The sequence below is a fragment of the Bacillus sp. AFS098217 genome, from assembly GCF_002551815.1.
Taxonomy (GTDB): Bacteria; Bacillota; Bacilli; order Bacillales; family Bacillaceae_G; genus Bacillus_A.
On the sequence record NZ_NVPR01000042.1, the window covers coordinates 34,425 to 58,312 of the forward strand.

The 23,888-nt window shown below is 38.6% G+C and carries 24 protein-coding genes; 21 read left to right on the forward strand and 3 right to left on the reverse strand.

Going from position 1 to position 23,888, the window contains the following annotated elements:
* Positions 1–4 precede the first annotated feature (4 nt).
* The 6 genes from COO03_RS12210 to pyrG all read left to right on the forward strand — a co-directional run bounded on the left by COO03_RS12210 (position 5) and on the right by pyrG (position 6,702).
* Positions 5–856, forward strand: a complete 852-nt coding sequence (locus tag COO03_RS12210) for a 3-hydroxybutyryl-CoA dehydrogenase (protein WP_097897450.1) — start codon at positions 5–7, stop codon at positions 854–856.
* A 94-nt stretch (positions 857–950) separates the two neighbouring features.
* Positions 951–2,081 (forward strand): acyl-CoA dehydrogenase, encoded by a 1,131-nt coding sequence (locus tag COO03_RS12215; RefSeq protein ID WP_097897451.1) that lies wholly within the window; start codon positions 951–953, stop codon positions 2,079–2,081.
* A 146-nt stretch (positions 2,082–2,227) separates the two neighbouring features.
* A complete protein-coding gene (gene acdA / locus COO03_RS12220) occupies positions 2,228–3,367 on the forward strand; it encodes an acyl-CoA dehydrogenase AcdA (RefSeq protein ID WP_097897452.1) in 1,140 nt (379 codons plus the stop codon).
* Positions 3,368–3,430: 63 nt separating this feature from the next.
* Positions 3,431–4,060, forward strand: coding sequence for a TetR/AcrR family transcriptional regulator (locus COO03_RS12225; protein WP_097897453.1), 630 nt, complete (start codon positions 3,431–3,433; stop codon positions 4,058–4,060).
* Between the two features lie 255 nt (positions 4,061–4,315).
* Positions 4,316–4,837 carry a DNA-directed RNA polymerase subunit delta gene (rpoE, locus tag COO03_RS12230; RefSeq protein ID WP_097897454.1) on the forward strand — a complete coding sequence of 174 codons (522 nt, stop codon included), beginning with the start codon at positions 4,316–4,318 and terminating at the stop codon, positions 4,835–4,837.
* A 257-nt stretch (positions 4,838–5,094) separates the two neighbouring features.
* On the forward strand, positions 5,095–6,702 hold the full coding sequence (gene pyrG, locus COO03_RS12235) for a CTP synthase (RefSeq protein ID WP_097897455.1): 1,608 nt from the start codon (positions 5,095–5,097) through the stop codon (positions 6,700–6,702).
* Positions 6,703–6,739: 37 nt separating this feature from the next.
* Here pyrG and COO03_RS12240 read toward each other — a convergent pair whose 3' ends face one another.
* A complete protein-coding gene (locus COO03_RS12240; protein WP_097897456.1) occupies positions 6,740–7,267 on the reverse strand; it encodes a DUF2529 domain-containing protein in 528 nt (175 codons plus the stop codon).
* 204 nt (positions 7,268–7,471) lie between these two features.
* Between COO03_RS12240 and spo0F the strand changes: the two genes are divergently transcribed.
* The 14 genes from spo0F (at position 7,472) to COO03_RS12320 (ending at position 21,171) form a co-directional block, all read left to right on the forward strand.
* Positions 7,472–7,840: a sporulation initiation phosphotransferase Spo0F gene (spo0F, locus tag COO03_RS12245; RefSeq protein ID WP_097897457.1), complete on the forward strand. Its 369-nt coding sequence runs from the start codon at positions 7,472–7,474 to the stop codon at positions 7,838–7,840.
* A 210-nt stretch (positions 7,841–8,050) separates the two neighbouring features.
* Entirely contained in the window at positions 8,051–8,908 is an 858-nt protein-coding gene (locus tag COO03_RS12250) for a class II fructose-bisphosphate aldolase (protein ID WP_097897458.1), read from the forward strand.
* A 446-nt stretch (positions 8,909–9,354) separates the two neighbouring features.
* On the forward strand, positions 9,355–10,644 hold the full coding sequence (murA, locus tag COO03_RS12255) for a UDP-N-acetylglucosamine 1-carboxyvinyltransferase (RefSeq protein ID WP_097897459.1): 1,290 nt from the start codon (positions 9,355–9,357) through the stop codon (positions 10,642–10,644).
* Between the two features lie 160 nt (positions 10,645–10,804).
* Entirely contained in the window at positions 10,805–11,770 is a 966-nt protein-coding gene (gene glpX, locus COO03_RS12260; RefSeq protein WP_003209232.1) for a class II fructose-bisphosphatase, read from the forward strand.
* Between the two features lie 383 nt (positions 11,771–12,153).
* Positions 12,154–13,425 carry a transcription termination factor Rho gene (rho, locus tag COO03_RS12270; protein WP_097897460.1) on the forward strand — a complete coding sequence of 424 codons (1,272 nt, stop codon included), beginning with the start codon at positions 12,154–12,156 and terminating at the stop codon, positions 13,423–13,425.
* 364 nt (positions 13,426–13,789) lie between these two features.
* Positions 13,790–14,035: a type B 50S ribosomal protein L31 gene (locus COO03_RS12275; RefSeq protein ID WP_000643436.1), complete on the forward strand. Its 246-nt coding sequence runs from the start codon at positions 13,790–13,792 to the stop codon at positions 14,033–14,035.
* Positions 14,036–14,145: 110 nt separating this feature from the next.
* Positions 14,146–14,730: a thymidine kinase gene (locus COO03_RS12280; RefSeq protein ID WP_097897461.1), complete on the forward strand. Its 585-nt coding sequence runs from the start codon at positions 14,146–14,148 to the stop codon at positions 14,728–14,730.
* A 318-nt stretch (positions 14,731–15,048) separates the two neighbouring features.
* Positions 15,049–16,116: a peptide chain release factor 1 gene (gene prfA / locus COO03_RS12285; protein WP_141523333.1), complete on the forward strand. Its 1,068-nt coding sequence runs from the start codon at positions 15,049–15,051 to the stop codon at positions 16,114–16,116.
* On the forward strand, positions 16,116–16,967 hold the full coding sequence (gene prmC, locus COO03_RS12290; protein WP_097897463.1) for a peptide chain release factor N(5)-glutamine methyltransferase: 852 nt from the start codon (positions 16,116–16,118) through the stop codon (positions 16,965–16,967). Before prfA ends, prmC begins: the two co-directional genes overlap by 1 nt.
* A 465-nt stretch (positions 16,968–17,432) precedes the next feature.
* Complete coding sequence (gene spoIIR / locus COO03_RS12300; RefSeq protein ID WP_373605247.1) at positions 17,433–18,326, forward strand: stage II sporulation protein R; 894 nt, start codon at positions 17,433–17,435, stop codon at positions 18,324–18,326.
* A gap of 50 nt (positions 18,327–18,376) precedes the next feature.
* Positions 18,377–18,835: a mechanosensitive ion channel protein gene (locus tag COO03_RS12305; RefSeq protein ID WP_097897466.1), complete on the forward strand. Its 459-nt coding sequence runs from the start codon at positions 18,377–18,379 to the stop codon at positions 18,833–18,835.
* A 108-nt stretch (positions 18,836–18,943) separates the two neighbouring features.
* Positions 18,944–19,987: an L-threonylcarbamoyladenylate synthase gene (locus COO03_RS12310; protein ID WP_097897467.1), complete on the forward strand. Its 1,044-nt coding sequence runs from the start codon at positions 18,944–18,946 to the stop codon at positions 19,985–19,987.
* Between the two features lie 103 nt (positions 19,988–20,090).
* Positions 20,091–20,639 carry a manganese efflux pump MntP gene (locus COO03_RS12315; RefSeq protein ID WP_097897468.1) on the forward strand — a complete coding sequence of 183 codons (549 nt, stop codon included), beginning with the start codon at positions 20,091–20,093 and terminating at the stop codon, positions 20,637–20,639.
* Between the two features lie 256 nt (positions 20,640–20,895).
* Positions 20,896–21,171 (forward strand): DUF3935 domain-containing protein, encoded by a 276-nt coding sequence (locus COO03_RS12320; protein ID WP_097897469.1) that lies wholly within the window; start codon positions 20,896–20,898, stop codon positions 21,169–21,171.
* Positions 21,172–21,609: 438 nt separating this feature from the next.
* On the opposite strand, the gene COO03_RS12330 is transcribed toward COO03_RS12320, so the two are convergent.
* Together COO03_RS12330 and COO03_RS12335 are read right to left on the reverse strand one after the other, a co-directional pair.
* Positions 21,610–22,221: a flavin reductase family protein gene (locus COO03_RS12330; RefSeq protein WP_097897471.1), complete on the reverse strand. Its 612-nt coding sequence runs from the start codon at positions 22,219–22,221 to the stop codon at positions 21,610–21,612.
* A 197-nt stretch (positions 22,222–22,418) separates the two neighbouring features.
* A complete protein-coding gene (locus tag COO03_RS12335) occupies positions 22,419–22,805 on the reverse strand; it encodes a DoxX family protein (protein WP_097897472.1) in 387 nt (128 codons plus the stop codon).
* A gap of 381 nt (positions 22,806–23,186) precedes the next feature.
* Here COO03_RS12335 and COO03_RS12340 point away from each other — a divergent pair, with 381 nt between their 5' ends.
* On the forward strand, positions 23,187–23,684 hold the full coding sequence (locus COO03_RS12340; protein WP_097897473.1) for a PTS sugar transporter subunit IIA: 498 nt from the start codon (positions 23,187–23,189) through the stop codon (positions 23,682–23,684).
* The last annotated feature ends 204 nt before the right edge of the window (positions 23,685–23,888 follow it).

Sequence of the window (23,888 nt, forward strand, 5' to 3'; positions counted from 1 at the left end):
AAAGATGAGTGTACAAAAAATTGTTGTAATTGGTGCGGGGCAAATGGGATCAGGTATTGCACAAGTATGTGCAATGGCAGGTTATGACGTGTATATGCAAGATTTAAAGCAGGAGCAATTAGATAAAGGATTAGCTATTATTACAAAAAATTTAGCACGCCAAGTAGAGAAGGGCAGAATGGATGAAGCTTCTAAGGAAGCAACGTTAAATCGTCTTACAGCAACGATTGAATTGGATTGTGTAAAAGAGGCTGATCTAGTTATTGAGGCAGCTGTTGAGAAGATGGATATTAAAAAGAAAATTTTTGCGAATTTAGATGAAATTGCTCCAGAACATGCAATTTTGGCGACCAATACATCTTCTTTACCAATCACAGAAATAGCTGCGGTAACAAAACGTCCAGAGAAAGTGATTGGTATGCATTTTATGAATCCTGTTCCAGTTATGAAGCTTGTTGAAATTATTCGAGGGCTTGCAACAGATGATGTGGTATACGAAACAATTGAAGATATTACAAAGAAAATTGGTAAAGTACCTGTTGAAGTGAATGATTTCCCTGGCTTTGTATCCAACCGTATTTTATTACCGATGATCAATGAAGCGGTTTATACGTTATATGAAGGGGTAGCAACAAAAGAAGCGATTGATGAAGTGATGAAGCTTGGTATGAATCATCCAATGGGGCCATTAACATTAGCAGACTTTATCGGTTTAGATACGTGTTTATACATTATGGAAGTATTGCATGAAGGGCTAGGGGATAGTAAGTATCGTCCATGTCCGTTATTACGTAAATATGTAAATGCGGGTTGGTTAGGTAGAAAAACAGGTCGTGGCTTCTACGTATACGAATAGGAAACAAGGAAAGGTAGGTCTCCCTCTTTTTTTACAAAGTAGTGGTCTTACCCGGTGATTGAAAAAAGATATATAGCAAATGGAGGCGGGGCATATGAATTTTCATTTTACAGAAGAACAGCAAATGATGAGAAAGATGGTTCGAGATTTTGCACAAAAGGAAATCGCTCCCTTTGTTCCAAATATGGAACAAGGGGTGTTTCCTAGAGAGATTTTAACGAAAATGGGTGAGCTTGGATTAATGGGGATTCCAGCACCAGCAAAATATGGTGGTGCGGAAATGGATTTTATTTCTTATATATTAGCTATTGAGGAGCTATCGAAGGTGAGTGCAACAATTGGTGTTATTTTGGCGGTACATACATCGGTTGGAACAAATCCAATTTTATATTTTGGAACAGAGGAACAAAAGCAAAAATATGTTTCTAAACTAGCAACGGGTGAATATTTAGGTGCATTCGCTTTAACGGAGCCGAGTGCAGGATCTGATGCAGGTGGCTTGAAATCAAGAGCCGTAAAACAGGGCGATCATTATGTGATTAACGGATCAAAGGTTTTTATTACAAATGGAGGTGAGGCAGATACATATATCGTGTTTGCTTCTACAAATCCAGATGCAGGGAAAAGTGGGATTTCCGCGTTTATTGTGGAGAAAGATACACCAGGTTTAATCGTTGGAAAAGATGAGCATAAGATGGGGTTACTTGGTTCTCGTACTGTACAGCTTACATTTGAAGATATGAAGGTGCCAGCAGAAAATTTACTTGGTGAAGAAGGACAAGGTTTTAAGGTAGCAATGGCAAATTTAGACGTTGGTCGTATTGGCATTGGGGCACAGGCACTTGGAATTGCTGAAGCAGCGTTAACTTGTGCAGTGGATTATGCGAAGGAGCGTGAGCAATTTGGGAAGCCAATTGCCGCGCAGCAAGGACTTGGTTTTAAGTTAGCGGATATGGCGACAAGTGTAGAGGCTTCGAGGTTACTTGTATATAGGGCGGCATCGCTTAGAGCACAAGGGCTTCCGTGTGGAAAGGAAGCATCTATTGCGAAGTTATTTGCTTCTAAAACAGCGGTTGAGGTTGCGATTGAGGCAGTGCAAGTATTCGGCGGATACGGGTATACAAAAGATTATCCGGTTGAGAGATTTTTCCGAGATGCAAAAATTTGTGAAATTTATGAAGGAACGAGCGAAATACAAAGGCTTGTGATTAGCAGGGCTTTATAAAGTGAAACTTTAATTAGTTGAATCAATCGGACTTTTACGGACAATTGGTCCGTCACCTGGCTTCTTTGTTTTTGCTGAATTTTAAGGTGGATATCTTACGGATTGTTATTACAGGATAAAGGTTAGAAAGTGGGGAGGAAAGAAACATGCATTTTAAATTATCAGAAGAACATGAAATGATACGAAAAATGGTTCGAGATTTTGCAAGGAATGAAGTGGCACCAACAGCGGCAGAGCGTGATGAAGAGGAGCGATTTGACCGCTCTTTATTTGACCAGATGGCGGGACTTGGTTTAACAGGGATTCCGTGGCCTGAAGAATACGGCGGAATTGGAAGCGATTACTTGGCTTATGTGATTGCGGTGGAAGAGTTATCACGTGTCTGTGCTTCGACAGGTGTAACGCTATCTGCACATACTTCACTTGCTGGGTGGCCCATTTTTAAATTTGGGACAGAGGAACAGAAACAAAAGTTTTTACGCCCAATGGCAGAAGGAAAGAAAATTGGTGCATATGGTTTAACAGAGCCGGGTTCTGGCTCGGATGCGGGTGGAATGAGAACTACAGCGAAACGTGATGGCGATCATTACATTTTAAACGGTTCTAAGATTTTTATTACAAACGGTGGAATCGCTGATATTTATGTTGTTTTTGCATTGACTGATCCAGAATCGAAGCAGCGCGGAACAAGTGCATTTATTGTAGAAAGTGATACACCAGGATTTTCCGTTGGTAAGAAAGAAAGTAAACTTGGCATTCGCTCTTCACCAACGACAGAAATTATGTTTGAAGAATGCCGCATTCCTGTAGAGAATTTGCTTGGCGAAGAAGGACAGGGATTTAAAATTGCTATGCAGACACTAGACGGTGGACGTAATGGCATTGCGGCGCAAGCTGTTGGTATTGCGCAAGGGGCTTTAGATGCTTCTGTTGATTATGCGAGAGAACGACATCAATTTGGGAAGCCGATTGCCGCGCAGCAAGGAATTGGTTTTAAACTAGCAGATATGGCAACGAATGTAGAAGCAGCGCGGCTACTAACCTATCAAGCTGCTTGGCTAGAATCAGAAGGGCTTCCATACGGGAAAGAATCCGCAATGTCAAAAGTGTTCGCTGGGGATACGGCGATGAAGGTAACGACTGAGGCGGTGCAAGTATTTGGCGGTTATGGTTATACGAAGGATTATCCAGTAGAACGTTTCATGCGTGATGCAAAGATTACGCAAATTTATGAGGGAACACAAGAGATACAAAGGCTTGTCATTTCCCGTATGTTAACGAAATAAGAGAGAAGGCGTAGGTATTTTCCTACGCTTTTTCCTTCCAAATGGTAGAGAGAGGTGAAGGGGATGGTTAAACATAATGTGCATGCATCGGTAAAAGATGAGAAATTAGTTGCATTAAGACGTGAGCAGATGATTAAAGGAGCTGTGCAACTTTTTAAGCAAAAGGGATTTCCTCGTACAACAACGAGGGAAATTGCCAGGGCAGCAGGTTTTAGTATCGGTACACTTTATGAATATATCCGTACGAAAGATGATGTTTTGTATTTAGTATGTGATAGCATTTATGAACATGTAAAAGAACGATTAGAAGAAGTGGTCTGCACAGAAAAAGGAAGCGTTGAAAGTTTAAAAATAGCGATAACAAATTATTTTAAAGTAATGGACGAACTGCAGGAAGAAGTATTAATTATGTATCAAGAAGTTCGGTTTTTACCGAAAGAATCTCTCCCATACGTGTTAGAAAAAGAGTTTCAAATGGTGGGAATGTTTGAGAATATTTTAGAGCAGTGTACGAAAAATGGGACGTTTACATTAACGAAGAAGGAAATTCAGCTACTTGCTCATAATATTTTTATTCAAGGACAAATGTGGGGATTTAGACGATGGGCTCTGCAAAAACTTTACACTTTAGAGGAATATACAGAGATGCAAATAAGGTATGTATTGCATGGAGCACATATGCTTCCGAAATAAAGTGAAATGATTTGAAGGTGCTGGGCTTACTTTCAATTGGTACTTCCTTGATTGAAGCACGAAATAGAAAGCTAGTTACGAAAAGGTTGCTCTCGTAAATTATAATCCGTAATAACTTTTATTACTCTCTTGTGAAAGTTTCATGTTTTTTTTGTAGCATATTTGTTGGAGTTTTGTTTATAATGAATAGTATGGATTTTTTTAAACAGGTCGTTATATATAGGATTATATTTTAAGAAAGGAAGTGCCGCATAAGTGGATTTTAAGCAATATTCACCAGAAGAGCTACAAGAATTTTCCATGATTGAAGTTGTACATAGTGTTTTAGAGGATAAAAGACAAGCAACGTCATTCCAGGATTTAGTTCAAGAAATCGCTCAAGTGCTGGGACTATCTCAAGAGCAAGTTAATGCGAAAATCGCACAATTTTATACAGATTTAAATATCGATGGACGTTTCATTAATTTAGGAGAAAATCGTTGGGGCTTGCGCAGCTGGTACCCATATGAGCAAATTGATGAAGAAATCCTACCACAACCAAAACCTAAGAAAAAGCGCAAAGTTGAAGAAGATGACTTTGATGACTACATTGAAGAAGATGAAAACGACTTCGATGATGAAGACGACAATGATGACGATGTAGAAGATTTGGACGAGGTTCTTGAAGAAGATGAAGATCTTGATGATTTAGATGACGAAGATGATGATGATGAAGACTTCGCCGATGAAGAACTTGAGTATGATGAAACAGAAGAAGAGGAAGAGGAAGAACTGTAGTTCTTGACTTTTCATTATCGTCCATGTAGAATCATTTTTGGGCTCTTTAAAACAGGACGATAATACTTTTAAAGTGTAAATATAAAAGAAAATTGCTCCCTACTTATTACTTTTTGTAATGAGGGGAGCAATTTTCTTTTTTGTTTTTTGTTTAGAAAATAAAAAGAGTCTAACAATAAGATAGATATAGTGTTATCTACATACGTTGCGCTCTGCAACGGTGATTATATAACAACAAAGTAGAAGGGAGCATTTTCATGACTAAGTATATTTTTGTAACAGGCGGTGTAGTATCGTCTTTAGGAAAAGGGATTACAGCAGCATCTCTTGGAAGACTTTTAAAAAATCGTGGTTTAAACGTAACAATTCAAAAGTTTGACCCATACATTAACGTAGACCCAGGGACAATGAGCCCATATCAACACGGTGAGGTATTCGTAACAGATGATGGCGCAGAAACAGACTTAGACCTTGGTCATTATGAGCGTTTCATTGATATTAACTTAAACAAATACAGCAACGTAACAACAGGTAAAATTTACTCTTCAGTTCTTCAAAAAGAGCGTCGTGGTGAATATTTAGGAGGAACAGTTCAGGTTATTCCTCATATTACAAATGAAATTAAAGAACGTGTATACCGTTCTGGTCGCGAAACAAATGCAGACGTTGTTATTACAGAAATCGGAGGAACAGTTGGGGATATTGAGTCTCTACCATTCCTAGAAGCAATTCGCCAAATTAAGAGTGATATTGGTCGTGACAACGTAATGTACATCCACTGTACATTAATCCCGTACTTAAAAGCAGCGGGTGAAATGAAAACAAAACCAACGCAACATAGCGTTAAAGAACTTCGTAGCTTAGGTATTCAACCAAACATTATCGTTGTTCGTACAGAAATGCCTGTTTCTCAAGATATGAAAGACAAGCTTGCTTTATTCTGTGACATCGATCAAAAAGCAGTTATCGAAGCGCGCGATGCAGATACATTATATGCAGTTCCATTATCTCTTCAAGAGCAAAACATGGACCAAATCGTTTGCGATCACTTAAAACTAGACAACCCAGCTGCAGATATGACAGAGTGGACTGCTTTAGTAGAAAAAGTGCGTAATCTTTCTAAGAAAACAAAAATCGCTCTTGTTGGTAAATATGTAGAGCTTCAAGATGCATATATTTCTGTTGTAGAAGCACTTCGTCATGCAGGTTATTCATTTGATACAGATGTAGAAGTGAAATGGGTAAACGCTGAGCATGTAACAGCAGAAAACGTAAAAGAATTAGTTGGCGACACAGACGGTATCCTTGTACCAGGTGGCTTCGGCGATCGTGGTGTAGAAGGAAAAATCGCTGCAATTCAATATGCACGTGAAAACAAAGTTCCATTCTTAGGAATTTGCTTAGGCATGCAACTTGCATCAATCGAATTTGCACGTAACGTATTAGGATTAGAAGGAGCTAACTCTTCTGAAATCAATCCTGACACGCCATATGCAATTATCGATTTATTACCAGAACAAAAAGATGTAGAAGATCTAGGTGGTACACTTCGTCTTGGTCTATACCCATGTAAGCTTGCTTTAGAAACAAATGCTTACAATGCGTATAATGAGCCAGTTGTTTATGAACGTCATCGTCATCGCTATGAGTTCAATAATCAATTCCGTCAAGAAATGGAAAACGCTGGGTTCATCTTCTCTGGTACAAGCCCAGATGGTCGCTTAGTAGAAATCATTGAAATACAAGATCATCCTTGGTTCGTGGCAGCACAGTTCCACCCAGAACTTGTATCTCGTCCAAACCGTCCACAACCATTGTTCCATGATTTCGTAAAAGCTTCTATTACGAATAAAGAAGGTAAGTAAAAAAAGAAAAGGCGTCCTGAACGGCGCCTTTTTTGTTTTATTCATATTCATTAATCATTTCGTCAATTGTAAATTTTAAGCCGTGATAAGCCAATAAAGATAAGATTAAACTTGGGAATCCATAACGGTTGCCTTCATCGTCTGGAATTAAGCCTTTTAATAGCCTTGTATCAATATGTACATCTGTATATTGTTCTAGGGATTCAGAGCCTTCTTGAACGGTTGAAATCCCAACAATAGATTGGCCTTCTTCTTGCAATTTCTTTGCGATTGAAACAATTTCTTCATCTGTTGAAAATCGACTGATGAGAAGTACGCGGTCTGCGGAGGTAACTTCTGTTTGTTTTCCATTATCTATTAAGCGTTTTGCTTGTTTCATTGGCTCTGCGCCGCATAAGGCTTCAGAGACAACGCCTTCCATTTCGTTTGTACCGTGTAAATAAATGATGCCATCACCAACTAATGCTTGAGCAAGTAGACGGGCACTATCTTCTATATTCATCTCTTCTTTTTGAGAAATTCTTGTGAAATAGCCACTTAGCTGAGTAGAAAAAATTTTTAACATTGGACTGCTCCTTTCGATTGTGTTAGGCGGCTTTCATTATAGCCTATTTTTGTAGAAAGGCGAAGTAATAGGGGTAGCATATCAAAATAGGAAACGGTAAAATAAGAAAGAATAGGAAGGAATTTGATAAAGAATATCGAAAGTAAATCGGATAAGATATAAGAAGCTTTTAATCTTGTACTTACATAGAAAGGTTGGGGGATTATGGAAGGGAAAATTTTAATCGTTGATGATCAATATGGCATTCGTGTGTTATTGCATGAAGTGTTCCAAAAAGAAGGTTATCAAACGTTCCAAGCTGCAAATGGATTTCAAGCTTTAGATATCGTGAAAAAAGATAATCCAGATTTAGTTATTTTAGATATGAAAATTCCAGGTATGGATGGTATAGAGATTTTAAAACATGTAAAAGAAATTAACGAAGATATTAAAGTTATTTTAATGACTGCTTATGGAGAACTTGATATGATCCAAGAAGCAAAAGATTTAGGGGCTTTAATGCACTTTGCTAAGCCGTTTGATATTGATGAAATTCGTCAGGCAGTGAGAAGTGAAATCACTATAGAGGCATAAAAATGAATTTTTTATAAAAAATACGAAAAAAAGCGTTTACATGGACTGATGAGCAGGTGAATACAGTTGAGTTTTTGAGTACAAGTTGTTATCCTATTGAGTGTAGAAAAAAGTCCGGTATGTTGATATACATATTTTTCCTTATCCTGGTCATACTACCAGCGATAAGAACTTATCGGATACAAAAAACGTTTTTTAGGAGGATTCATCATGCCTTTAGTTTCCATGAAAGAAATGCTAAACAAAGCACTAGAAGGAAAATACGCAGTTGGTCAATTCAACATGAACAACTTAGAGTGGACTCAAGCTATCTTAGCTGCTGCGGAAGAAGAAAAATCTCCTGTAATCTTAGGTGTATCTGAGGGTGCAGCTCGTCATATGACTGGTTTCAAAACAGTTGTAGCTATGGTTAAAGCTTTAATCGAAGAAATGAACATCACTGTTCCTGTAGCGATTCACCTTGACCATGGTTCAAGCTTTGAAAAATGTAAAGAAGCAATCGATGCAGGCTTTACATCTGTAATGATCGACGCTTCTCACCACCCATTCGAAGAAAACGTAGAAACTACTAAAAAAGTAGTAGAATATGCACACGCTCGTAATGTATCTGTAGAAGCTGAGCTTGGAACAGTTGGCGGACAAGAAGATGACGTAATCGCTGAGGGCGTTATCTACGCTGATCCTGAAGAGTGTAAACACCTTGTTGAAGCAACAGGTATCGATTGCCTAGCTCCAGCTTTAGGTTCTGTACACGGTCCTTACAAAGGTGAGCCTAACTTAGGATTTAAAGAAATGGAACAAGTTCGTGACTTCACTGGTGTACCTTTAGTACTTCACGGTGGTACTGGTATCCCAACTGCTGACATCACAAAAGCTATTTCTTTAGGTACTTCAAAAATCAACGTAAACACTGAGAACCAAATCGAGTTTACAAAAGCTGTTCGTGAAGTATTAAATAAAGACCAAGAAGTTTACGATCCTCGTAAATTTATCGGACCTGGCCGCGAAGCTATCAAAACAACTGTTATTGGTAAAATTCGTGAATTCGGTTCTAACGGTAAAGCGTAAGAATAAAATTCCGTTTTGGAAACCGTCTAGTCTTTTAGACGGTTTCCTTTCGTTGTATAATGAAAGCGTGAACAAGTCTTAAGATTAATTAAATTTATACATTTCTTCATATTACCTATATATGATAGAGATTTTTTTACTTCTTTTATAAATATAAAGTGGAACATAATGTGCATAGTCCTATTAATAAATGTGATAATGTATCTAAGGCAATCGATGAACAAAGCTTGATAGGCAGTTAGTCTTCATCTATTTCTTTAAGGCATAACCATTTTCAGGTGAGGTCTTACTGCTTGTTAAGTTTAGGGCGGGGAAGAAATAAAAACGAATGGAAGCTTTATGTTGCTAGTTTGCTGAACGAATGAGATTCTTAAGGAAAGATTTTCGTTTTTCTTTATTAAAAAGAAAAGCCGAAAGGAAATACATTCATAAGAAGGGAGCTCAACATGGAAAAGTTGCTGATTGAAGGTGGAAGACCTTTAAACGGATCGATTCGCGTGAGCGGTGCAAAAAACAGTGCTGTTGCTCTAATTCCAGCGACAATTTTGGCTGATACTCCAGTAACCATCGGTGGTGTACCTAATATTTCAGATGTGAAGATGTTAGGAGACCTATTAGAGGAAATTGGGGGAGTTGTAACGTATGGTCAGGAGGAAGAGATGACGGTTGATCCTTCCCAAATGGTTGCGATGCCTTTACCAAATGGAAAAGTAAAAAAATTGCGTGCTTCTTATTACTTGATGGGCGCGATGCTTGGTCGTTTCAAAAAAGCTGTAATTGGGCTTCCTGGTGGATGTCACTTAGGACCAAGACCAATCGATCAGCATATTAAAGGGTTTGAAGCGCTAGGTGCACATGTTACAAATGAGCAAGGTGCCATTTATTTAAGAGCAGATGAACTAAGAGGGGCGCGCATTTATTTGGATGTTGTAAGTGTGGGAGCTACGATTAACATTATGCTGGCAGCTGTACGGGCAAAAGGCAGAACTGTGATTGAAAATGCGGCAAAAGAGCCGGAGATTATTGATGTAGCTACATTGTTAACAAGTATGGGTGCGAGAATTAAAGGTGCTGGTACAGATGTGATTCGTATCGAGGGTGTAGATTCCTTGCACGGCTGTCACCATTCTATTATTCCAGACCGTATTGAAGCGGGTACGTATATGATTTTAGGAGCCGCATCTGGCGGAGAGGTAACGGTTGATAATGTCATTCCGCAACATCTAGAGTCAATTACTGCAAAACTAAGAGAAGCTGGTGTGCAAGTTGAAACGAATGATGATCAAATTACGGTGAATGGCAATCGTAGGTTAAGGACGGTTGACATAAAAACACTTGTATATCCAGGTTTTCCGACGGATTTGCAGCAACCTTTTACAACGCTTTTAACAAAGGCACATGGAACTGGAGTTGTAACGGATACAATTTACGGTGCTCGTTTTAAACATATTGATGAATTGCGCCGAATGAATGCACAAATTAAAGTAGAAGGCCGTTCTGCCATTGTGACGGGTCCGGTATTGTTACAAGGAGCAAAGGTGAAGGCTAGCGATTTGCGAGCAGGAGCTGCGCTTGTAATCGCAGGATTAATGGCTGATGGAATTACAGAAGTGACAGGTCTCGAACATATTGATCGAGGCTATGAAAATATAGTAGACAAGCTTAAGGGGCTTGGTGCAAATATTTGGCGGGAACAAATGACGCAGCAAGAGATTGAAGAAATGAAAAATGCATAATAGTGTATTTTTTACTAGCTAGTAAAAAATACAAATGAAGTGGTGGTGCTTCCGTTAATGGGGAACGAAGAATCACTACTGACGGAAGCTGCACTTTAATAGAAAGAAACAGTTCACAAAATACGGCATAAATATTCAGACTTAAAGGAGAGGGATTATTGTGGAAAGAAGTTTATCTATGGAGTTAGTACGTGTAACAGAGGCTGCAGCATTATCATCAGCGCGCTGGATGGGACGCGGGAAAAAAGATGAGGCAGACGGTGCAGCAACATCAGCAATGCGTGATGTATTCGATACAATTCCGATGAAAGGTACAGTTGTCATTGGTGAGGGAGAAATGGATGAAGCGCCAATGCTATACATTGGAGAAAAATTAGGTACAGGATATGGCCCACGTGTCGATGTTGCAGTTGATCCATTAGAAGGTACAAACATTGTAGCAGCTGGAGGCTGGAATGCACTTGCTGTTATTGCAATCGCGGATCACGGCAATTTGTTACATGCTCCTGACATGTACATGGATAAAATCGCGGTTGGCCCAGAAGCAGTTGGTGCGGTCGACATTGATGCACCTATTATTGATAACTTACGTGCCGTGGCAAAGGCAAAAAATAAAGATATTGAAGATGTTGTGGCAACAGTTTTAAATCGACCACGTCATCAAGCGATTATTGAAGAAATTCGCAAAGCGGGTGCTCGTATCAAGTTAATCAATGATGGAGACGTAGCTGGGGCCATTAATACAGCATTTGATCGTACAGGTGTTGATATTTTATTTGGTTCTGGTGGCGCACCTGAAGGGGTTCTTGCAGCTGTTGCATTAAAATGTTTAGGTGGAGAAATTCATGGGAAACTTCTTCCGCAAAATGAAGCAGAGTTAGCACGTTGCAAAAAAATGGGTATTGAAGATATAAATCGTATCCTTCGCATGGAAGACCTAGTGAAAGGTGACGATGCAATCTTTGCAGCAACAGGTGTCACAGATGGTGAATTACTACGCGGTGTTCAATTTAAAGGCAGCGTTGGTACAACAGAATCCCTTGTTATGCGTGCAAAATCTGGAACAGTTCGCTTCGTTGATGGACGCCATAGCTTAAATAAAAAACCTAATTTGGTTATTAAGTAAAAAGCGGAGGCGGCTCATTTAGAAGGGAAGGGCATTGGAACTCCTGAAGAAGAGGTGCTTTTTGCCTCGCAGGAAGGGGTGAAATGACCGATCCTTCTAGCCGCCGGAGCTGGATTAAATAAAAGTGGAAATGGCTCGCACAGCCTTCTGCAAAATGAGATAAATAGAAAAAACAGAAGCAATATAAAAAGCGGAGACAAAATTTCTTGTCTGCGCTTCTTGTATTTGTGTTACAACGTATTGATTAAAACTAGACAAAAAGGTTACAATAGTGAATATTACCCTACTTGAACTTATTGCCTTTCATTACTATGTATTTGCCTTCCGTATTTTTTCCCCTTTACCCATGTGAAAAGAGAATAATATTAAAGTGTGGTGTCTAAATGAATTTGTCAATTGCAGCATTAGAAAACATGAAATTAAAAGAGTTATATGAGCTTGCAAAAGAGTTCAAGATTTCGTATTACAGCAAATTAACAAAGAAAGAGTTAATTTTTGCTATATTAAAAGCTCGAGCAGAAAAAGAAGGTTTCTTTTTCATGGAAGGTGTACTGGAGATTATCCAATCAGAAGGATTTGGATTCCTACGTCCAATCAACTATTCTCCAAGCTCAGAAGATATTTATATTTCGGCTTCGCAAATTCGTCGCTTCGATTTGCGTAATGGAGATAAAGTTTCTGGTAAAGTACGACCACCGAAAGAAAACGAACGCTATTTTGGATTACTGCAGGTTGAAGCGGTAAATGGTGATGATCCAGAATCAGCAAAAGAGCGTGTGCATTTCCCTGCATTAACACCGTTATATCCAGATCGTCAAATGAAATTGGAGACGGAGCCGAAGAAATTATCAACACGCATCATGGATTTAATGGCACCAGTTGGATTTGGACAACGTGGTTTAATTGTTGCGCCTCCAAAGGCTGGTAAAACAATCTTGTTAAAAGAAATTGCTCACAGTGTCACAACGAATCATCCAGAAGCGGAATTAATTGTACTTTTAATCGACGAACGTCCAGAGGAAGTAACGGATATTGAACGTTCTGTTAAAGGTGACGTGGTAAGTTCTACATTCGATGAAGTGCCAGAGAACCATATTAAAGTGGCTGAGCTTGTATTAGAACGTGCGATGCGTCTTGTAGAACATAAAAAAGACGTTATTATTTTAATGGATAGTATTACCCGTTTAGCACGTGCCTACAACCTTGTTATTCCACCAAGTGGACGTACATTATCGGGTGGTATTGACCCAGCTGCTTTCCATAGACCAAAACGATTTTTCGGGGCTGCTCGTAATATCGAAGAAGGCGGTAGCTTAACAATTTTAGCAACAGCGCTTGTTGATACAGGGTCTCGTATGGATGATGTGATTTACGAAGAGTTTAAAGGAACAGGTAATATGGAACTTCATTTAGATCGCTCGTTAGCTGAGCGTCGTATCTTCCCAGCGATTGATCTTCGCCGTTCTGGTACGCGTAAAGAAGATCTATTGATTCCGAAGGAACATTTAGACAAGCTATGGGGCATTCGTAAAACAATGCGCGATACACCAGACTTTGTTGAAAATTCCTTACGTAAGCTACGCCAAACGAAAACAAATGAAGAATTTTTACAAAACATTGTTGCAGATTCTAAAAGATATGTAACAACGAAGTAAAGGGAAATGATGAGGACTCGCTTATTATATTAAGCGAGTTTTTTTATGCTTTTTGTGAGAGGAATTTCACCGGTTAGAGCGAAGCGAGCTCATGTATATCCAGCTGCAACGGCAAGAATCTCCGGCCATTTCGCTTCATCAGTTGAAGTAAAAAGCGCTTCTCTCTCGGGAGCTCCAATGTCCTGTGATTCTAAACGAGCCACCTTCGCTTTTTATTTATAAAAAGACAAAAACAGGTAGTTGCAAAATGAAGTTAGCCTTGTTATAATTTCATCATATGTGTTTCATCAATATAGTTGTGATTGCAGCTAAAGATGAAAAACTCTGTTTCGAAAATGATTCAGGGCGGAAGGAGATGAAAAGAATGAAAGCAGGAATCCATCCAGATTACAAGAAAGTTGTATTTATGGACACAAACACAGGCTTCAAATTCTTAAGCGGATCTACTAAAGGATCTAGCGAAACGGTTGAATGGGAAGATGGAAACACTTATCCATTACTAAAAGTTGAGATCAGTTCTGATTCTCACCCATTCTACACTGGACGTCAGAAGTTTGCTACTGCAGACGGACGTGTTGACCGCTTCAACAAGAAATACGGTCTTAAGTAATAAAAAACATAAAACAGGCAAGTGTATGTATTCGCTTGTCTGTTTTTTTTGCGAAAATATTAAACCTTTACCCTACTTTGTATAATAAAAGTGGATGAAAGGAGAGCTCAATGTACTTAATAAATCAAAACGGTTGGATTGAAGTGATTTGCGGGAGTATGTTTTCTGGAAAATCAGAAGAGCTCATCCGCCGTGTACGCCGTACACAATTTGCAAAGCAACATGCAATTGTATTTAAACCATGTATTGATAACCGTTATAGTGAAGAAGATGTTGTATCACATAATGGATTAAAGGTAAAAGCAGTACCTGTTTCAGCTTCAAAGGATATATTTAAACATATAACAGAAGACATGGACGTTATTGCAATCGATGAGGTGCAATTTTTTGATGGGGACATTGTGGAAGTGGTGCAAATATTGGCAAATCGTGGCTATCGTGTCATTGTAGCCGGTTTAGACCAAGATTTCCGTGGTCTACCATTTGGACAAGTTCCTCAGCTGATGGCGATTGCTGAACATGTAACAAAGCTGCAAGCAGTTTGTTCTGTATGTGGGTCTCCGGCAAGCCGTACACAACGTTTAATCGATGGAGAACCAGCTGTATTTGATGATCCAATTATTTTAGTTGGCGCTTCAGAGTCGTATGAGCCGCGCTGTCGTCATTGCCATGCAGTACCTCTAAAACAAGGATAAGTGAAACTCGCTTCATAGAGCGGGTTTTTTTCGAAAATAGATGAAGAGTGGTACGGGTCGGTTCCGCTTTTAAAGGTATCCAGCTCCAGCAGCAAGCTCTTCGCATCTAAGAACCTTCCACACAAAAGGAAAAGAACACCTTGTGTGCGGAAGAACCTTAGCTGGTCAGAGCTGAACGAGCTGCTTCCGCTTTTAAATATATCTAGCTCCGGCAGCAAGAATGGTCGGTGGCTACGCTTTTAAAATAATAATTTGCGTTTTTTTGATTTTGTACCATATACTAATAATATTAGATACTAGGATGTTGAGGTGAATGATGTGTTAGATCGTTTGCAAGCTGTAGAAAATCGTTATGAGAAGTTAAACGAATTATTAAGTGATCCAGAGATTATTAGTGATTCGAATAAGCTTCGTGAATATTCAAAGGAACAATCTGATATTCAAGAAACGGTAGAGGTATACCGTGAGTATAAGGATGTTCGTGAGCAATTAAAAGATGCAAAAGCAATGTTAGAAGATAAGTTAGATGCTGACATGCGTGAAATGGTAAAGGAAGAAGTTTCTGAGTTAGAGCGGCAAGAGAAGGAATTATCAGAGCGTCTGAAAATTTTACTTGTTCCAAAAGATCCGAACGATGATAAAAACGTTATCGTGGAGGTACGTGGTGCTGCTGGTGGCGATGAGGCTGCTTTATTTGCTGGTGATTTATACCGTATGTATAGCCGTTATGCTGAGGTGCAAGGTTGGAAAACTGAAATTATCGAGGCAAGCTATACAGAATTAGGTGGATATAAAGAGATTATCTTTATGATTAACGGTAAAGGTGCTTTCGCAAAATTGAAATTTGAAAATGGTGCACACCGTGTGCAACGTGTTCCGGAAACAGAGTCTGGGGGACGTATCCATACTTCTACAGCAACTGTAGCTGTATTACCAGAAGCGGAAGAAGTAGAAATTGATATTCATGAAAAAGATGTTCGTGTTGATACGTTTGCTTCTAGTGGACCTGGTGGACAAAGTGTTAATACAACGATGTCAGCGGTGCGTTTAACGCATTTACCGACTGGTGTAGTTGTATCTTGTCAGGATGAAAAGTCACAAATTAAGAACAAAGAAAAAGCAATGAAAGTATTACGTGCGCGTGTTTATGATAAGTTCCAACAAGAAGCTCAGGCTGAGTACGATCAAAACCGTAAGCAAGCTGTTGGTACAGGAGACCGTTCAGAGCGTATCCGTACGTATAACTTCCCGCAAAACCGTGTTACAGACCATCGAATCGGTTTAACGATTCAAAAGCTAGATCAAATCTTACAAGGTAAGTTAGATGATTTCATTAACGCCTTAGTGATGGAAGATCAAGCGCAAAAGATGGAGGCAGCTGAGTAATGCGTGTCTATGAAGCCCTGAAATGGGCTTCTTCTTTTTTACAAGAAAATGGACGAGATGAAAATGCGGGAGAAATCGTCCTTTGTCATGTATTAAAGACGAATCGAACAGGTTTAATGATGAACATGCGTGAAGAGATACCTGAGGAACAAGACAAGGCTTTTACGGAATTTATCCACAAACATGTTGATGGGATTCCTGTTCAATATATGCTTGGATACGAAATGTTTTATGGTCGTTCATTTTTCGTAAATGAAGAGGTATTAATACCAAGACCAGAAACAGAAGAGCTTATCGTAGGTGTATTAAATAGAATCCAGCGTAAGTTTGGTAAGCAGGAACTTCATGTAGCTGACATTGGAACGGGAAGCGGAGCGATTTCAATTACACTTGCTTTAGAAAATAAAGGTCTTCATATGTATACAGTAGATATTGCACAGGAATCAATTGAGGTTGCGAAAGAAAATGCAAAGGCGTTAGGAGCGAATGTGACGTTTTATCATGGTGATTTATTATCGCCATTTTATGAAACGGGGCAAAAGTTAGATGTTGTTGTTTCAAATCCTCCATATATACCAGAAGAGGACTGGAGAGGGCTTTCTTCGGTTGTGAAAGAGCATGAACCAAAGCGTGCACTTGTTGGTGGAGAAGATGGGCTTGATTTTTATCGTCGCTTTATGGAGGAGTTACCGAGGGTGTTACAGAAAAAAGCAATTGTTGCTTTTGAAGTAGGTGTAGGGCAAGGGGAAGATGTAAAAGGGTTATTGGAGCAGGCCTTTCCACAAGCTCATGTAGAAGTTGCTTTTGATATTAACGGAAAAGATCGTATGGTATTTGCGGAAATGGAGTAAGGTAGAACCTTACTCCATTTTTTTATAAATCCATTTTGGCTTTTTAACACATAAGTCGCTGTCACGAAGCACAAAAGGTGACCTGTACTCGTTTTCTCTCTTTGTTTTAACTTGGCATAGGGCAGGAAAAGGAACTGACCGCTTCTATGCATGGCTGGACGCTCTCTTCCAATCAAAAAAAGAAAGGCCTTATATCGTTTTTTCAATTTGTATGTATACATAAATATCTCCTAGCATACAAGTCGCGGGTATGAAAGTAAAAGAAGACCTCCGCTCATTTTCTCCTTGTGTTTTCACATGGCATGGGGCAAAAAAAGGAACTGACCGCATCTATGCATGGTCGGACGCTCTCGCCCGTTCAAAAAGGAAAAGGTTTGTATCGGTTCCTTGAAAGTTTTTCTATAGATTTAGAATTTAATAGTTTAGAAAGAAGTAAGTGTGTCTACACTGTTTACAGAAGGGACGGTGCAGAGGATGAAAAAACAAGTGATTGCTTATTTTATTTTATTATTAATTGGTGCACAGTTACTTGTGCAGTTTGGATATATGAAAGCTGATGCAAAGGGACCTGCTGTTATTCCAAAGGAAGCGGTTCGATTACGCATTTTAGCGAATAGCGATTCAAATGAAGATCAAGCGCTAAAACGTAAAGTGCGCGATGAAGTAAAAATGCAAATTGATAGTTGGGTAGCCGATTTAAAATCGTTTGAAGAAGCACGCCAAGTCATCCAGAGTCACATCCCAGAAATTGAAAAAACAGTTGCGAGTACGTTAAAACGAGAAGGAAGTAAAGAATCATTTCAAGTTACATTTGGAAAACATATAAAATTTCCTACAAAAGTATACGGGAATTTCATTTATCCGGCAGGAGAATATGAAGCGGTGCTGATTACAATTGGTAAGGGTGAAGGAGCAAATTGGTGGTGTGTATTGTTTCCGCCAATGTGCTTTCTGGATTTCTCTAGTGGAACAGCTGTAAAGAAAGAAGAGCATGTTGTAAAAGCAGAATCCGTTGAAGAAGAACAAGTAGTACCACAACAAGAAAAAGAAGAAGTATCGAAAAAAACAAATGCAAAAAATACATCACAGCAAGAAGTAAGAAAACAAAATAAGGAAGTTGTTCCAAAGCAAGAAACGGAAAAAGAAATTGCTACAAAAGTGCAAACCGCCGTGAAAGTAAAAAATGCAAAGACTGCCCAAGAGAGAAGTGAAAAACTAGAAGAAAAAGAAGTTGTGGAAAAAGCAGAAAAACCTGTGGAACAGAAACAAAAACAAACGGTGGAAATAGAAGAGCAAGAAAAAGAACCGGAAGTAAAACTGTTTATTGTAGAAGCATTTTCCTCTTTGTTTTCTAAATAAGTACTACTTGTACATCCCTTCTCATATATAGAAATGAGGAGGGATTTATTGTGAAAAAGACTTATTTTGCTACAAACGCTGATATTGAAAGATTACATTCTTTTTTCGGACAAGCTAACAAAAAAGATGATAAAATAAATGAGTTGTATGAACAATTTATGATATTGGAAGATGAGGGAGAAATACAGGCTGTCATTGGTTATGAACAAAAAGGAATGAATGCACTTGTTCGCTCTTGTTTGTTCACACCTACTGTGGATAATAAAACCTTCTTATATTTTTTTGAAATGTTTTTGCAGTATATGAAAGAAAAAAGGATGCAGCAATTGTATTTACTCACAAATCATCCACAATCCGTGACAATCTTTCAGTTTTTTGACTTTACAACTGTGGAAAAGGATAAAGTTCCGGATGATATTAAACAGCTAGAACATTTTTGTGAAAATATAAAACAACAGAATGTAATAATACTAAATTGTCAGCTATTCACAGAGTTATCCACTGATTAATCAGGTTTATCCACATTTTGTGGATAAACCTTGTTTGTCTTTTGGATAAATCTCATAGTAAACTACAAATAGACAAGTATTTCATGGAAGAAAAGGACGTGGAAAAAAATGCATACAAATATGTGGGTTGTGGATAATGTTGTGGAAACAAAAAAAGATTATCCACAATTACAAGAAGCAGCAAGATTATTAAGGGAAAATGAAGCGGTCGCCTTTCCTACAGAAACGGTGTATGGGCTAGGGGCAAACGCCATGAACGATAAAGCGATTGCGAAAATTTTTGAAGCAAAGGGAAGACCAAGTGATAATCCACTGATTGTCCACATTGGTGCAAAATCACAATTAAGTGGGATTGTAAGAGAAATTACACCAGTTGCGGAAGTATTAATGGAGCACTTTTGGCCAGGACCATTAACAATTATTTTACCTAAAAAAGACGGGATTTCAGAGAAGGTTACAGCAGGACTAGATACAGTTGGGGTTCGAATGCCTGATCATGAAGTGGCACTGGCACTTATCGAAGCAGCAAATGTTCCTGTGGCAGCACCGAGCGCTAATCGTTCTGGACGACCAAGTCCGACGCTTGCTTCTCACGTATATGAAGATCTAAATGGAAAAATTGCTGGTATCGTTGATGGCGGTGCAACAGGCGTTGGTGTTGAATCAACAGTCATTGATTGTACGAGTGAAGTGCCAACGATTTTACGTCCGGGAGGGATTACGAAGGAGCAGTTAGAAGAAGTGATCGGAACAGTTTCTTTAGATCCTGCATTAAAGGATGAAACCGAAAAACCGAAAGCACCAGGAATGAAATATACGCATTATGCGCCGAAAGCACCTCTTAGTATTGTCGAAGGATCTCGTGATTTTATTCAACAACTTGTGGATGAGAAGAAAGAACAAGGATATACAGTCGGTATACTAACGACAGAGGAATATCAACATGTGTATAAAGCGGATGTTGTATTATCTTGTGGGGTAAGAAGTGATTTGGCAACCGTTGCGACTAAATTATATGACGTACTTAGAACATTTGATGCAAGCAAAGTAGATGTTATTTTTAGTGAATCATTTCCGAATGAAGGAATTGGGAATGCGATTATGAATCGCTTAACGAAAGCGGCAGGACATCACATTATTACTGAAGAGTAGGTGAGTATGTAACTTGTCTTTCTAATAAATAGAATACTTTCATAGATTCTATTTCTCCTCGGATGAGCATATTTTGAAGTAGCACGTCCGAGGAGGGACAAGGATGACGGTTGAACAACTAGTACCTTTAATTATTATGGCATTCGCTTTAGGGATGGATGCATTTTCTGTAAGCCTCGGCATGGGTATGGTAGCATTAAGAATGCGGCAAATTATTTATATCGGTGTGATAATAGGGGCGTTTCATATTTTTATGCCATTTTTCGGTATGATTCTTGGACGCTTTTTATCGGAAAAATTTGGCCAAGTTGCTACGATTGCCGGGGCTATTTTATTAGTTGGATTAGGTTTTTATATTGTTTACTCTTCTATTTTAGAAAGTGAAGATACAAGGTCTACTCCTGCTGGGATTAGTTTGTTTGTATTCGCATTTAGTGTGAGTATCGACAGCTTTTCGGTTGGATTAAGTCTTGGGATTTATGGAGCGCAAATGATTATAACAATATTGCTCTTTGGATTCATTAGCATGATATTAGCGTGGATTGGTTTGTTAATTGGGAGACATGCAAAGCGTATGCTCGGTACATACGGTGAAATACTTGGCGGTATCATTCTTGTCGGTTTTGGATTGATCCTTCTTTTTCCGGTATAACCCTTTTATTATGTAAGAAAATAGGAAAAGGTGAGGGGTATGAAGAAATTGTTGGAATGGTATATTAAGCTGTTAACTTTTTTTCCAAGGTGGCTGCGTAGACTAATCATTTGGGGTGCTATTTTACAAACTGCAGTACTTGGTTAGATTAAATTAATTCGTGAATGGTAAAATAAGTTCCTTTCTGTATGACATATTGTTTCTATTCATATTCGTTATAATAAAATAGCCCATATACATAGAAAGGATGATATGAATGACAAGAATAAAACAAATTTTTGGTATCATTATTAGCTTTTTCGTATTTTGGTTTAGTATGCTCGGTGTACAGATGTTTGCTGAGTTCTTAGATATAGATTCTTTAAAATTTATTGTGGGTAAAACAGAAACAGCACGTATGTTTTCTTCACCGTATCCCTTCTTAATCGTTTTTCTAATTACATTACTTTCTTTATATTTCTTCGTTGTAAAGCTTGGAAAGCCAAAGAAAGAGAATGTACCTACGTTCGAAGAGAAGCCTGAGAAAGTATAATTAAATAAAAAATCGTGTGTAATAAAGGAGTAGGAGTCATGTCTAAAACTTCTCTAGCGGAAGCTGTGAAGTTGAAAAGTATATCTGTTACTTGTTACTAATAACCAATGATAGCTAGAGAGAGCAATGACCAATTTTGATTCTTTTTTGTCTTCTTTTATGAATCCCCCGCCTATAATGGCGGGGGATTTTTGAGGTATATCTGGTTCCAGCGGCAAGAATGGTCGGTGGCTTCGCGTCTTCCTACGAGGCAAAGGTCGCCTCTATGTCAGAGGCTCCATCCACCTTCGATTCTAAGCGAGCCGCTTCCACTTTTAAAGATATCCAGTTCCGACGGCAAGCTCTTCGTGTCTAAGAACCTTCCGCCCCAAAAGGAAAAGAGCGCCTTTGGGGCGAAGGAACCTTAGCCAGTCAGAGCTGAACGGGCCGTCGCCACTTTTAAATAGGCCTTACAAGTTCAAATTGTTCTCCTAGTTTTGCGTAGTTGTGCCCTGCTAGTCGGCTTACTGGTTTTAGTTCTTCTGCATGAATGCGTCCATTTTCGTATAGATGTTCTGCAATGTGGAAACGGACAACGCGGCCGATTAATAGGTCGCATGCTGGGGAGTCTTCTGTTCCGCCGAGTGGGATAACACGCTCTAATACACATTCCATTCGAATATTTGCTTCTTTTACACCTGGAACTGAAATAACATCACTGTCGATAGGAGTTAGTTTTGCTAATTCAATTTCACTTTGATTTGGAGGGAGATTTGCAGCTGTTGCGTTAATAGCCTCCACATAGGATTCATCGGAGATATGTACAACAAATTCCCCCTTTTCAATTGCGTTTCGTGAAGTATCTTTTCGCACACCTTCTTTTCGTTGTACAGAAACAGAGATGAGCGGTGGATTAGCAGCAACAATATTAAAGTAGCTATATGGAGCCCCGTTTAAAACGCCATCTTTTGTCATAGAAGTCACAAATGCCACTGGTCGCGGAATAATACTCCCTGTTAATAGTTTATAATTATCTTTTTCTGTTTGTTCATTTGGGTTAATCGAAAGCATATTTGTAATCTCCCTTCCTTCATATGAATACTTCTTTGTTTGTTTACAAGATAATGAAGGAAAACTCCTGCTAAAAAAATATTTTTTTGACGCTTTTTGTAAATGGTTTAAAAAGAAAAAGAGCAGCCTCCCTATCTTGTATAGAATGGGGGCTGCTCTTTTAGGATCTATAAATATTTTGAAACTGAGATAGTTGATTAAAGTAAAACGTAAGCACCAGGTCCAGTTAATGCAACACCAACTGCAATAGCAATTAAGATCATGTTATATTCAAACCCGTTTTGTGTTACCCAGTAGCCGTTTTTACCGTGAACTGTAAAGATTGCAACTAGCATTGTACCAACGATAAATAATGCACCAACCCAAGTAAAGATACCTGCTGCGAATAAGAAACCACCTAATAATTCAGTCGCTCCAGCCATAAATGCCATAAATACGCCAGGACGTAAGCCGATTGATTCCATCCAGCCAGCTGTTCCTTTCAGGCCGTGGCCACCAAACCAACCAAATAATTTTTGAGTACCATGACCCATGATTGTAATTCCGATAATAAGACGAATAATAAGAAGACCGATGTTCATCATTTATAAAACCTCCAAAAAGTTATTTACTTATCTTATGTAAGTTATAATAAATCAGTTACTTACTTTAGTCAAGTTGATATCGATCAAAACATGAAGAAATTTTACAAATCATTTATAAAAAACAAATATATTGTCAAGATATCTAGATAAGTAGGAAGAAAACAGAGAAGATATAAGATAAGGAGTTCATTGTTATTCAGATAATCTGAATTGACTGGAATTTTGCAAAGCGATACAATAAGATTCTATTGGTAATGATGCGATTTATTTCGAAAGCGTTTTTACAGTATAGTATTTGAAGTATGAAGTCTTACGTATATTTCAATCTTTACTACAGATTGAAATATACGTTTTTAAGCCAATTATAAGGAGGACTATCCTATGTTTAAAAAATTATTCGGTTTTGGTTCAAAAACAAATGCAGAAACAATCGTAGCTCCATTAACTGGAGAAGTGAAAAATATTGAAGAAGTACCAGATCCAGTATTCGCTGGTCGTATGATGGGTGACGGTGTTGCAATCGTTCCAACTGAAGGAGTTGTCGTAGCTCCAGTAGATGGCGAAATCGTACAATTATTCCACACAAAACATGCTGTTGGAATTAAAACGAAAAATGGTACAGAAATCTTAATCCACGTTGGATTAGAAACTGTAAAAATGGAAGGTGAAGGTTTCGAAGCTCATGTAGCTGAAGGACAAGCTGTTAAGAAAGGCGATAAATTAATTTCTTTCGATTTAGAATTAATTCGTGAAAAAGCAAAGAGCACAATCACACCAATCGTTATTACGAACACAGATGCAGCGGAATCTATCGATACAACCATAGGTGTATCAGCTACAAAAGGTGCAACAGAAGTAATGAAAGTTACAATGAAATAATGATTTTTTGTAAGGAATCTACGTTTATATGAAATGGATTCCTTATGTTATTTATATAAATCCATTTTCATTTTTCGACATCTAAATCCCTGCTATGCAGAATAAACAGTAAGCTACACTCGTTTGCTCTTTCTGTTTTCATTTCGCATGGGGCGGAAAAAGGCACTGACCGCTTCTATGCATGGCCAGATGCTCTCTCCCATC

What these genes read in the sequence shown, in the direction of transcription:
- COO03_RS12335 (WP_097897472.1), bottom strand. Translation starts at nt 22,805, where the DNA reads ATGATGAACATCGGTCTTCTTATTATTCGTCTTATTATCGGAATTACA.
- COO03_RS12225 (WP_097897453.1), top strand. Translation starts at nt 3,431, where the DNA reads ATGGTTAAACATAATGTGCATGCATCGGTAAAAGATGAGAAATTAGTT.
- COO03_RS12320 (WP_097897469.1), top strand. Translation starts at nt 20,896, where the DNA reads ATGACAAGAATAAAACAAATTTTTGGTATCATTATTAGCTTTTTCGTA.
- COO03_RS12340 (WP_097897473.1), top strand. Translation starts at nt 23,187, where the DNA reads ATGTTTAAAAAATTATTCGGTTTTGGTTCAAAAACAAATGCAGAAACA.
- COO03_RS12315 (WP_097897468.1), top strand. Translation starts at nt 20,091, where the DNA reads ATGACGGTTGAACAACTAGTACCTTTAATTATTATGGCATTCGCTTTA.
- COO03_RS12275 (WP_000643436.1), top strand. Translation starts at nt 13,790, where the DNA reads ATGAAAGCAGGAATCCATCCAGATTACAAGAAAGTTGTATTTATGGAC.
- acdA (WP_097897452.1), top strand. Translation starts at nt 2,228, where the DNA reads ATGCATTTTAAATTATCAGAAGAACATGAAATGATACGAAAAATGGTT.
- COO03_RS12280 (WP_097897461.1), top strand. Translation starts at nt 14,146, where the DNA reads ATGTACTTAATAAATCAAAACGGTTGGATTGAAGTGATTTGCGGGAGT.
- rho (WP_097897460.1), top strand. Translation starts at nt 12,154, where the DNA reads ATGAATTTGTCAATTGCAGCATTAGAAAACATGAAATTAAAAGAGTTA.
- COO03_RS12310 (WP_097897467.1), top strand. Translation starts at nt 18,944, where the DNA reads ATGCATACAAATATGTGGGTTGTGGATAATGTTGTGGAAACAAAAAAA.
- COO03_RS12250 (WP_097897458.1), top strand. Translation starts at nt 8,051, where the DNA reads ATGCCTTTAGTTTCCATGAAAGAAATGCTAAACAAAGCACTAGAAGGA.
- prmC (WP_097897463.1), top strand. Translation starts at nt 16,116, where the DNA reads ATGCGTGTCTATGAAGCCCTGAAATGGGCTTCTTCTTTTTTACAAGAA.
- COO03_RS12240 (WP_097897456.1), bottom strand. Translation starts at nt 7,267, where the DNA reads ATGTTAAAAATTTTTTCTACTCAGCTAAGTGGCTATTTCACAAGAATT.
- COO03_RS12210 (WP_097897450.1), top strand. Translation starts at nt 5, where the DNA reads ATGAGTGTACAAAAAATTGTTGTAATTGGTGCGGGGCAAATGGGATCA.
- pyrG (WP_097897455.1), top strand. Translation starts at nt 5,095, where the DNA reads ATGACTAAGTATATTTTTGTAACAGGCGGTGTAGTATCGTCTTTAGGA.
- murA (WP_097897459.1), top strand. Translation starts at nt 9,355, where the DNA reads ATGGAAAAGTTGCTGATTGAAGGTGGAAGACCTTTAAACGGATCGATT.
- spo0F (WP_097897457.1), top strand. Translation starts at nt 7,472, where the DNA reads ATGGAAGGGAAAATTTTAATCGTTGATGATCAATATGGCATTCGTGTG.
- COO03_RS12215 (WP_097897451.1), top strand. Translation starts at nt 951, where the DNA reads ATGAATTTTCATTTTACAGAAGAACAGCAAATGATGAGAAAGATGGTT.
- COO03_RS12330 (WP_097897471.1), bottom strand. Translation starts at nt 22,221, where the DNA reads ATGCTTTCGATTAACCCAAATGAACAAACAGAAAAAGATAATTATAAA.